At 34.2% G+C, this 10514-nt stretch carries 9 protein-coding genes; 3 read left to right on the plus strand and 6 right to left on the minus strand.

Annotated features, from left to right (window positions below; all coding sequences use genetic code 11):
• Positions 1-59 precede the first annotated feature (59 nt).
• The 5 genes from C6H18_RS06775 to zwf all read right to left on the minus strand — a co-directional run bounded on the left by C6H18_RS06775 (position 60) and on the right by zwf (position 6186).
• Entirely contained in the window at positions 60-1295 is a 1236-nt protein-coding gene (locus tag C6H18_RS06775) for a sugar MFS transporter (RefSeq protein WP_104722356.1), read from the minus strand.
• Between the two features lie 10 nt (positions 1296-1305).
• On the minus strand, positions 1306-2949 hold the full coding sequence (gene pgi, locus C6H18_RS06780) for a glucose-6-phosphate isomerase (RefSeq protein ID WP_104722357.1): 1644 nt from the start codon (positions 2947-2949) through the stop codon (positions 1306-1308).
• An 11-nt stretch (positions 2950-2960) separates the two neighbouring features.
• Positions 2961-3956, minus strand: coding sequence for a glucokinase (locus tag C6H18_RS06785; RefSeq protein ID WP_104722358.1), 996 nt, complete (start codon positions 3954-3956; stop codon positions 2961-2963).
• Positions 3937-4614: a 6-phosphogluconolactonase gene (gene pgl / locus C6H18_RS06790; RefSeq protein WP_233704092.1), complete on the minus strand. Its 678-nt coding sequence runs from the start codon at positions 4612-4614 to the stop codon at positions 3937-3939. Before pgl ends, C6H18_RS06785 begins: the two co-directional genes overlap by 20 nt.
• Positions 4615-4788: 174 nt before the next feature.
• Complete coding sequence (gene zwf / locus C6H18_RS06795) at positions 4789-6186, minus strand: glucose-6-phosphate dehydrogenase (RefSeq protein WP_104722359.1); 1398 nt, start codon at positions 6184-6186, stop codon at positions 4789-4791.
• Between the two features lie 148 nt (positions 6187-6334).
• Here zwf and edd point away from each other — a divergent pair, with 148 nt between their 5' ends.
• The 3 genes from edd (at position 6335) to C6H18_RS06810 (ending at position 9422) form a co-directional block, all read left to right on the plus strand.
• The gene (gene edd / locus C6H18_RS06800; RefSeq protein ID WP_104722360.1) at positions 6335-8137 is read left to right on the plus strand and encodes a phosphogluconate dehydratase; all 1803 of its coding nucleotides are present in this window, start codon (positions 6335-6337) and stop codon (positions 8135-8137) included.
• Positions 8138-8161: 24 nt separating this feature from the next.
• Entirely contained in the window at positions 8162-8785 is a 624-nt protein-coding gene (locus C6H18_RS06805) for a bifunctional 4-hydroxy-2-oxoglutarate aldolase/2-dehydro-3-deoxy-phosphogluconate aldolase (protein ID WP_104722361.1), read from the plus strand.
• Between the two features lie 202 nt (positions 8786-8987).
• Positions 8988-9422: a hypothetical protein gene (locus C6H18_RS06810; protein WP_104722362.1), complete on the plus strand. Its 435-nt coding sequence runs from the start codon at positions 8988-8990 to the stop codon at positions 9420-9422.
• Between the two features lie 557 nt (positions 9423-9979).
• Here the strand turns inward: C6H18_RS06810 and C6H18_RS06820 are convergent.
• Entirely contained in the window at positions 9980-10465 is a 486-nt protein-coding gene (locus C6H18_RS06820; RefSeq protein WP_104722364.1) for a hypothetical protein, read from the minus strand.
• Between the last annotated feature and the right edge of the window lie 49 nt (positions 10466-10514).

A 10514-nucleotide genomic window follows, 5' to 3' on the forward strand; every position in this document is an offset into this window, starting at 1 on the left:
GCTTAATGGAAGATGAAATAGCGCAGGAGCACCAAAATGAAAATTCATTTTGGCAAACTTTATTTTATTTTATATCCTTTAAGAGCAAAGAATAAAATATAAATATAGCATAATACAGGAACTACATAAGACATTAATAAATCAAAATGATCCGCTATTAATCCTTGAATAGGTGGAATCAATGCTCCTCCCACAATAGCCATACAAATTACCCCTGAAGCTTGGCTTGTAAATTTACCTAAATTTTTAGTTGCTAAAGAGAAAATTGTTGGAAACATTATAGAATTAAACAGCCCTATAGCAAGCAAAGCAACCATCGTAATTATTCCTGCTATGTTTGATCCATCTTCAAGATTAATACTTTGTCCAAAGGCAATAGCTATTATAATTAATGTAATACTCATTATGGCATTAAAAGCCAACATTATATTGGGCGCAATTTTTGTCATTATGGCACTTCCTATAAATCTTCCTACCATAGCAGCACCCCAATAGTAGGCTATATATTTAGCACCTGTTGCTGGTTCAACTTCTGCAACTTGCTGCATAGTGAAAATCAAATATGATCCTATGCTTACTTCAGCACCAACATAAAAGAAAATTCCAGCAGCACCAAAAACAAGATGCGAATATTCAAACAAACTCTCTTTGTCATCATTATTTTCAATACTAACTTTCTCAGCCGTCTCTCTTACATCAGGAAGCCTTAAAAGCCATACAACAACCGCCAAAAGTATCAAAACACCTGCTATCCCCAAATAAGGAATCTGCACAGATTGCGCCTCTTGAGCTTTACTCACATATTCAGCAGTATCTGCGAGTATAAACATAGAGCCAAATAATGGTCCCAAAGTCGTCCCTAAAGAATTAAATGCTTGGACTAAAGTTAAAGCTGTTGCTTCCTTGCCCGGAGCTAATAAAGTTACAAAAGGATTACCTGCAGCTTGCAACAAAACAACTCCACTTGCCAAAACAAATAAAGCACCTAAAAAGATAGGATAAGAAGCCGTAGCAGCAGCGGGATAAAAAAGAATACAACCCAAAGCCGTAAGCAAGAATCCTAAAATAACTCCAAGTGGATAACCAATCTGCTCCAAAAGCTTTCCAAAAAATCCACCCGTTATAAAATAAGCACCAAAAAAACAAAACTGCACTAAAGCAGCTTGAAAATAATTAAGATCAAAGATAACTTTTAAATGAGGAATTAAAACATCATTTAAAACTGTAATAAATCCCATAGCAAAAAATAAAGCAGTAAGGGTCGCCAAAGCAAAGGTATTTGTTTTAGTTTGCATATTTTTCCTTTTAATTTGAATTAAATTGTCTATAAATTTGTATTAAATGCTTGGTAGAACTATCGTGTTCTTGGATTTTTCCTCCTTTTAATTCAGATAAAATAGTTTTAGCCAACTCTTTTCCAAGCTCTACTCCCCATTGATCAAAACTATTAATATCCCAAATTGTGCCTTGAACAAAAATTTTATGCTCATACAGAGCCACTAAAGAACCTATACTTCGTGGATGAATTTCATCTAATAAAATAATATTACTAGGTCGATTACCTGAAAAAACTCTATGAGGGGCAAGATTTAAAATTTGCTCTTCTTTAAATCCCTCATTAAGCATTTCTGCTTGAACCTCCTTAAGTGTCTTCCCACGCATAAAAGCTTCAGCTTGAGCAAAAACATTACTAAGCAAAATTTCGTGATGTTCTGGCAAACTCCCTTTTTTACTCAAAGATGCGATTAAATCAATAGGACTTAAATGCGTTCCTTGATGCAAAAGCTGAAAAAAGGCGTGTTGCGCATTAATACCTGTATCACCCCAAATAATAGGTCCTGTATCATAATCAACTTTTTCTCCATCTCGCCTAACCTGCTTACCATTACTTTCCATATCAAGCTGTTGTATAAATTTAGGTAAATACCTTAATACAGAATCATAAGGTGCAATAATATGGCTACCCGCACCAAAAAAATTAATATACCAAACCCCTATCAAAGCCATAATAACAGGCATATTCTTTTCAAAAGGCGCATTGCAAAAATGCTCATCCATTAAATACGCCCCTTCCAACAAAGACAAAAAGTTTTCTTTACCTAAATAAATCATAATCGACAAACCTATTGCCGACCAAAGACTATAACGACCTCCAACCCAATTCCAAAACTCAAACATATTGTCTAAATCTATACCAAACTCTTTAACAGCTTCTTTGTTTGTCGAAACAGCGACAAAGTGCTTAGCAATATATTCTTCATTTAAAGCATAGTCCAAAAACCATTTTCTAGCTGTAAAAGCATTGGTTAAAGTTTCTTGAGTAGAAAAAGTCTTAGAAGCCACGATAAACAAAGTAGTCTCGGGATGAACTTTTTGTAAAACCCCTCTTAATTCAATCCCATCTACATTAGAGACAAAATGCATATTAAGCCTTGGATGTCCAAAGTTTTTTAAAGCCTTGCATACCATTAAAGCCCCAAGATCTGAACCACCAATGCCTATATTCACGATATCTGTAATAATCTGATTAGTATAACCCAACCAAGAACCCGCCCTTAAAGAATCAGAAAATTTTTGCATCTTTTGCAAAACTTCCCGAACATTAGGCATAATATCCACATCATCAATTTTAACAGAACGATTAGCTTTATTGCGTAAAGCTGTGTGTAAAACAGCCCTATTTTCGGTAGTATTGATTTTTTCACCCTCAAACATAGCCCTGATTTTTGCTTGTAACCCACATTCTTTTGCTAAATTAAATAAAAGATTCAAAGTTTCATTATTAATGCGATTCTTAGAATAATCAAATTTTAAATCCCCAACTTGCAAAAAATACTCCATCCCTCTAGCATCATTTTCTTGAAATAAATCCCTCATATGCACATCTTTCATAGCAAGAAAATGATTATGCAATGCTTTATAAGAATCTAAATGTATTAAGGATTTCATCACCAACCTTCCTATGATGCTATATTAGAATCTCTTAAATGATTTTCTAAAGCGACTGCAACCCCACTAATGCCCGGATATTTTGCTAAGACAACATAAACAGGTATCGCCGCTAAATAAGCCTCAAATCTTCCCTTGTCTTCAAATCGCATCCTAAAAGGTGAAGTTTTAAAATAATCGATAAATCGAGGTATAATCCCCCCACAAAGATATACTCCACCTCTAGCCCCTAAAGTCAAAGCTACATTAGAAGATACCGTGCCTAACATTGCACAAAATATATCTAAAGTTAATCGACACAAAGGAGACCTACCACTTAAAGCTTGTTCGCTAATAAGTTCGGGACTCATTTTGTTTCTCTTAATCCCCTCCCTATCCGCTAAAGCTTCATAAATCAACACAAGACCCGAACCACTTAAAAAACGTTCAACAGAAACATGCCCATATTTTTTCCTTGCATACTGCCAAATCATCACTTCCGTATCATCAAAAGGAGCAAAACTAACATGCCCTCCCTCTCCTGCTAAAGCTATATATTTACCTTGATGATAGGGGATAAGTCCGCTCACCCCAAGCCCCGTCCCCGGACCCAAAACAGCCTTTGGCGCATACACTCCACAAGAAGTTCCACCCACTTGTAAAAACTCCGAAGGAGACATTTTGGTGATAGCATAAGCCTGTGCGGTAAAATCATTAATAAGTATTAATTCTTCTAAATCTAACGCTTGTCTTGTAGTCTCTATCGAAAACGCCCAATGATGATTAGTCATTTGAACCCAATCCCCTACGACAGGATTAGCAATCGCAAAAGCACCAAATTTAACAACAGGGCTACCAACTTTATTCAAATAAGCCTTCACCGCATCAACGACAGTATTATAATCATTACAAGCAAAAACCTCTATGCTCTCAACTTGTTTCTTTTCTGTTTCTAAGGCAAAACGAGCATTAGTGCCTCCAATATCTGCTAAAAGTCTTGGATACGTTTTATTTTGAGAAATAGACATCACACATTACCTCTCTTGAATGAAGTATATAAGAAATAGGAATTTTTTGATTTAAGCCCTTAATAGCCTCATTAAAGACTAAATATTTTTCTTCTGTGGCAATACATAAAAATAATTTTTTGCACTTTTTTAATGCAGATAAAGACATAGAAAGTCTTTTATAAGGTGCATTTTTAGGGTTTATTAAGACGATATTGCAAGCAGTCTCTAAAGCCATTTGAAATTCATCTGCTTCAGCAAAAAGAGAGGCTGTATGCCCATCAAGCCCCATTCCAAGAATAGCAATATCAGGCTGGTGATAACAAGCATTAGCATTTTCAACCAATGCTTCTAAAGAAAGATTGAGGTCTTCAAAAAATGGTGTAAAATGGGAATTTTTAGCGGAATTTTGTAAAAAATAAGTCTTAATCAATCTAGCATTACTTTCTTCACTGCTTAAATCTACGATTCTTTCATCTACTAAAGAAACATTGCATCTTTTCCAATTACACTCTTGCTTACTTAACATTTCTAAAAACGCAATAGGGGATTTACCTCCCGAAAATGCTAAATGAACCCTATCTTTATCTAGCAAAAGCTTATTGATAAGTTCAAGAATAGCTGTAATCAAAGCGGTATTACATTCTTTTGTGGATGCAAACTCATAAAACTGAAACATTATCTTTAGTTCCCTCAAACTTAATTAGCATTAACTCTATTTAACGCTAAAAAGCTTAACAGAACTAAACCTATAAAACAACTTAAGCAAAAATTATATTTCCTAAAACTTCATAGATATATTCCAAATTTACTCACTTTTTACTTACTATTAGACAAAACAACCACTATTATCCTAAAAACTATGCCATTCGTACCCATCTCTTTTAATAAGCTCAAAAGATTCTTTGGGTCCCAAACTCCCAGCTGGATAGGAGTATAAAGGAGTTTTACGCTCTTTCCAATTCTCTAAAATAGGATCAACCCAAGCCCAAGCCACTTCAAGCTCTTCTTTGTGATTAAAAGAAGCTTGATTGCCTTCAATAGCGTCTAAAATTAATCTCTCATAAGGTTGCATAATAGAAGCATTATTTAAATTTAAAATCAAATCCTTTTCTTCATATTCCATTGTTTTTCCATTCTTTTTAACATTGAGATTCAAAGAAATTTGATTATCAGGTTGTAAGCAAATAATAAGTTTATTACAATGAGATTTTAAACTCTCTTTGCTCTTAAAATGAATGACGATTTGCGCAAAAGAATCCGCCATTCTCTTCCCTGTTCTAATATAAAAAGGCACATCTTTCCAATTATCATCCAAAAGCTCTGCCTTAATGCCAACAAAGGTTTCTGTTTGACTATTTTCCTTAATATTATCTTCTGTCAAATATCCCTTAAAATTACCAGATTTTATATACTGCGCTCTAATGACATTTTTGGCTATATTTTCATCATCTAAAGGCTTTAAAGTCTTTAAAAGCTCAAGTTTTGCCCTTCTTATAGATTCTGCATCAAGATTAGAGGGGATTTTCATAGCCACCAAAGCAAGAATTTGCAAGATATGATTTTGCACCATATCCCGCAATGCACCCGTATTATCATAAAATTCCCCCCTACTCTCAACACCTAAAGTTTCAAAAACACTAATTTCGATATAACTGATATATTCTCTATTCCACAAAGAGGCAAAAACAGGATTAAAAGCCCTTAAAATCAAAAGATTTTGAATACTCTCTTTTCCCAAATAATGATCGATTCTATAAATTTGCTTCTCATCATAATATTTAGCAATTTCATTATTGATAGTTTGGCAAGATCGCAAATCCATACCCAGAGGTTTCTCAAGGATAATCTTTACTTCTGCTTGGTTTAATCCAACTAAGGCTAAATTTTTACAAGCTTGCATAAAAAATTCTGGTGAAATAGAAAAATAAATAACAATATTTTGACTTTTATTGCCAATCTTTTCTTTTAAAGCATTAAAATCCTTTTCATCATTTAAATTAATACTTAAATAACTAATCCCACAGGTAAATTCTTCCCATTTTTTATCAATGCAGTTTTTAATATGTATTTTAGACTTACTACTTAATTCCTCTATAAATTGTGCTGTGTTAAATGCACTCCTGCTAGTGGCTATAATTCTCCCAGAGGGCAAAAAACCATCAATATAGGCTTGATAAAGCGAGGGAAAAATCTTTCTCATTGCCAAATCCCCAGTAGCCCCAAATAAAATAAAATCAAAACCTTGCATAACCTTCCTTACAACTTAATAGATTCCTATAATAAGCTTTAATACCAAAATAACATATTCTAAAGCTATTATTTAGGATTTTTACCTAAAATTAACATAATTACTAATAAATTAACGACTAAATTCCAGTCTCTACTAAGGAAAAATAATGATAAACAAAAAACTAGCGCAAATCACAAAAAACATCATAGAGCGGAGTAAGCCCACAAGAAATGCCTACTTAGAACATATCACAAGCCATAAAGGGAAGATTCAAAGAAAGGATTTAAGCTGTGCGAACTTAGCCCACGCCTATGCAAGTATGCCCAATCCTATGAAAGAAAAAATCAAAGAAAACAAAGAATCAAATTTCGCCATAATTTCAGCCTATAATGATATGCTCTCCGCACACCAACCCTTTAAAAACTATCCTGATATACTCAAGCAAGAACTCTTTAGACACAAAGCCTTTGGTCAATTCGCAGGTGCCACTCCTGCGATGTGTGATGGTATCACTCAAGGTTATGAAGGTATGGAACTTAGCTTATTTTCGCGCGATGTTATCGCAATGAGTGTAGCAATAGCGCTCTCACATAATGTTTTTGATGGAGCCTTTTATCTTGGAGTTTGCGACAAAATTGTCCCGGGACTTTTAATAGGAGCTTTAAGCTTTGGGTATTTGCCAAGTATCTTCGTCCCATCAGGTCCTATGACTAGCGGAATCTCCAATGAAGAAAAATCCAAAATGCGGCAACTTTTTGCCGTAGGTGAAATTTCCCGCGATAAATTGCTCGAAAGTGAGATGAAATCTTACCACGATATTGGCACTTGCACCTTTTATGGCACAGCAAATTCTAACCAAATGCTAGTAGAGTTTATGGGATTACATTTGCCAAACTCTGCTTTTATTAACCCAAACACCCCCCTAAGAGAAGCCTTAGTGAAAAAAGCCGCAGCCCATATGGCACAAAATAAAGTTAAAGCCATAGGAGAGCTAATCAGTGAAAAAAACATTATTAACGCCATCATTGGACTAATGGCAACAGGTGGTTCAACAAACCACACAATACACCTAATAGCCATAGCTAGAGCAGCAGGGATTATCATAAATTGGGATGATTTTGATGCCATTTCAGCAATCACTCCACTCTTAGCAAGAGTTTATCCCAATGGCAAAGCAGATGTTAATCAATTTGAAGCCGCTGGGGGATTAGCCTTTATCATACGCGAACTTTTAGAAAATGGGCTTTTACACAATGATGTAGAGACGATTATGGGCAGAGGAATGGAGGCTTATACCAAAAATCCTTTTTTAATAAATGGCGAAATACTCTACAAAGAGGGGGTAAGAGTAAGCCAAGAAGAAACTATCTTAAGAAGCGTAAAAAATCCTTTCTCTAAAGATGGAGGAGTAAAAATCTTACATGGAAATATAGGCAGAGCGGTGATAAAAGTTTCAGCCATCAAAGAAGAACACCAGAGCATAAAAGCCCCCGCCATAGTTTTCCACTCCCAACAAGATTTTCTACAAAGATTCCAAAACCAAGAACTACAAAAGGATTTTATCGCAGTCTTACCCTATCAAGGACCAAGAGCTAATGGTATGCCCGAGCTTCATAAACTCACGCCATCTCTAGGGATCTTGCAAGATCAAGGTTTCAAAGTAGCCCTTATCACCGATGGGAGAATGTCAGGAGCTTCAGGCAAAGTCCCAGCAGCCATCCACATAAGCCCAGAAGCTTTACTTAATGGAAATATAGCCAAAATCCAAGATGGCGATATGCTACTCCTTGATGCCAAAAATGGCAAATTAGAAGCCTTAGTAGATAGCCAAGAATGGGAGAAACGAAAAGCAAATAAACACGACAACAAAGAGGCTTTTGGCTGTGGCAAAGAACTCTTTGCAGGTTTTAGAGCGCAAAGCTCAAGTGCAGAAACAGGAGCGATGAGCTTTGGCGGACACTTTCAATAAAAACATTCAAAATAAGGAGAGCAAATGCAAGCAAGAGACTTTTTACAAATTAGCAAAATCATTCCAGTTATTACTATTTATGATGTAAAAACAAGCATAGATTTAGCACAAGCTTTAGCCAATGGTGGTATAAAGATTCTAGAAATCACACTTCGCACTAAAGAAGCACTAGAGGCTATAAATCTCATATCCAAAGAAATGCCAGATATTATAGTAGGAGCAGGGACAATCCTAAACGCCAAAATGCTAGAACAAGCCAAAAATGCTGGAGCTAAATTCGCCATAAGTCCGGGCTTAAATGCTATTTTCGCTAAAGAATCTAAAACCATAGATTTACCCCTAATCCCTGGTGTTGCTACTGCAGGGGAATTAATGTTAGCCCTGGAATTTGGCTTTGAAAATTTAAAATTCTTTCCCGCTGAGGCTTCAGGAGGAATACCAATGCTAAAATCCCTTTTAGCTCCTTTTAATAAGGTGAAATTTTGTCCAACAGGTGGCATAAGCTTAGGAAACATCAAAGAATATTTAACATTAGAAAATGTGCTTTGTGTAGGAGGTTCTTGGTTAAGTCCTAAAGAATTAATATTCGATAAACAATGGGATAAAATCACCAAAATTACACAAGAAAGCCTTGCAAAAACCCTATAATCCTAAGTCCTACTGATGATATTATTTTATTTTTATATTTATTTAAGTAAAATGTAATGTTTTTAAACAGGGTATATACTTCAAGGCTTTAAATACTTCAACACAAAAAAGGAGTCCCAATGCAACCAACTAACAATGTAATAAATATTAGGGGGGGGGGCAAAATAAAAGCATAGTTTCTAAACCTTTAAGCATTCTAGCTTTGAATGCTTTAGATTCTAATCCCCTATTCCTACATTCCAACCCCAAAAGCTTTACTCCTAAATTCCTCTCTTTAGTTTGTGCTGGTGTCTTATTAACAATTCCTAATAGCATTAGTGCTAAAGATAATTGGGTAGCAATAGGTAATGACACTTTAGATACAACAGATAATGATACTAACAAAGTCATTAAAGCACTTACTAATAAACAAATCTCTGCTTCTCAAAATAAAGCATATAAAAACTTAGAGATTACTAACTCTGGAAGTATTGTAAATACTAATAATAACTTTGCTATTACTATAGGTAATAATGCTAGAATAGGAACTATCACTAATAAAGGTTTCATACAAGGAAGTGGTAATCATAATATTAGTTTTAATACAGGCTCTATACAAACTTTTGATAATAGTGGAACGATTATCCTCGTTTTTTAAACCCTATTTTTTGGGATTTTCAGTGTGTAAAAACTTCCCTTTTTAAAACTTTTTGACACAAAAAAGACACATTTTTAATATTGACTTCACCATAATAAAAAAAATTCCTAAAAAGTCAAGCCGCTTTATAATTCTACAAAACGCCTATTTATCGAACTTTCTAAGAAAATATTATCCCTATTCCAAGAAATTTGCATTTTTTCATTTTTGCAAAAATTTTTTAAAAAATATCTGGAAGCTGTAATTTTGCAACAAAAAATTAAAGAATAAATTTTCTTTAAAAGCTTAAAATCATTTAAGAAAAGTTTAAAAAATTTTTGGGTTTCGTGTGGGGGCAAAATTTTTGTTTTGCGGAAGCAATTTTTGAATTTGTGTGGGGATAGTTGGATTTTTGAACAATTAAATACAGGAAATTGAAAAATCTTTTGTATTTTATGGGGCTGAATGTTCCAGCGTCTATTGCTCTTGTATTATTTTGACTAAAAACCATTATGCTTGAACGACAGATAAAAAAGATAGCCTAAGCCTGTTTTATTGAAATATTCAAAAATAATTCCCTAATTAATATTTGTATGGGGCAAAATACTCTTCTTTCTCTCAATAATTATCTCACTGCTCATCCTAGAAATTAGGCTTTGTAGGGTGGTATAATCCGAAAAAACATTCAAAAGGCAACTTCCTTTTAGGGCATTTGCTCTTTTTGCGACATAGATTTCCTTATTGCTGTTAATACTAAGCACTCCATAATCCTTATATCCATTAACCTCTAAATACTCTAAAACAAATCCCAATAACTCATTAGGAACAAAAAAATAAAATTTATTATAAGGTTTTTTAAACTTTGAATGTTTAGCTTTTTTAAAATCTCTTAAAAAATCATTTTTAGCTAATTTGATTTCTACCACTACGATTTCTTTGTTATTAAAAGCAACAATATCCTCTATTTCTCCTAACCAAAAGGAATATTCAGAGACAACCCCGATATATCCTCTTTTATACCTAAAATACTCTTGGAGGAGTAATTTAGCTTTATTAGCATTCATTGCACTGCCTCTCCATTAATACCTCTGCTTATAATAAATTCTTTTGGAG

The sequence above is a fragment of the Helicobacter mesocricetorum genome, assembly GCF_900198605.1.
In the GTDB taxonomy this organism is placed as follows: domain Bacteria; phylum Campylobacterota; class Campylobacteria; order Campylobacterales; family Helicobacteraceae; genus Helicobacter_D; species Helicobacter_D mesocricetorum.